The following is a 274-nucleotide window of genomic DNA, read 5'->3' as shown; positions in this document are numbered from 1 at the left end:
AATTGAACGCACCGCTGACTTAATAAACAATAATTAGAAGAGTGAAAAAATGATAAATGCCATTGGTTGTATTGAATTGAATTCGATTGCGCGAGGCTACGTAGTGGCAGATGCAATGTTAAAAGCCGCAGAGGTTAACATCTTGTTTAACCGCACAATTTGTCCCGGCAAATTTATGGTGATGGTAAGTGGTGATGTTGCATCTATCAATGCCGCAGTTGCGACTGGATTACAGGTTGGTGCAGGTGAGGTTGTTGATGATTTAATCATTGCG

1 protein-coding gene is annotated in these 274 nt (G+C 40.9%); it reads left to right on the top strand.

Annotated elements, in window-relative coordinates; translation table 11 throughout:
* Positions 1–49: 49 nt before the first annotated feature.
* On the top strand, positions 50–274 hold a 225-nt coding region (locus AAEZ08_RS22900), incomplete at its 3' end, for a BMC domain-containing protein (RefSeq protein WP_500125173.1).

The organism is Pseudomonas sp. E45-MNA-CIBAN-0222 (assembly GCF_040310405.1).
Classification (GTDB): domain Bacteria; phylum Pseudomonadota; class Gammaproteobacteria; order Pseudomonadales; family Pseudomonadaceae; genus Stutzerimonas; species Stutzerimonas stutzeri_AC.
Note: the sequence above shows the minus strand (reverse complement) of the source record. Positions and strands in the feature narration are given on the sequence as shown.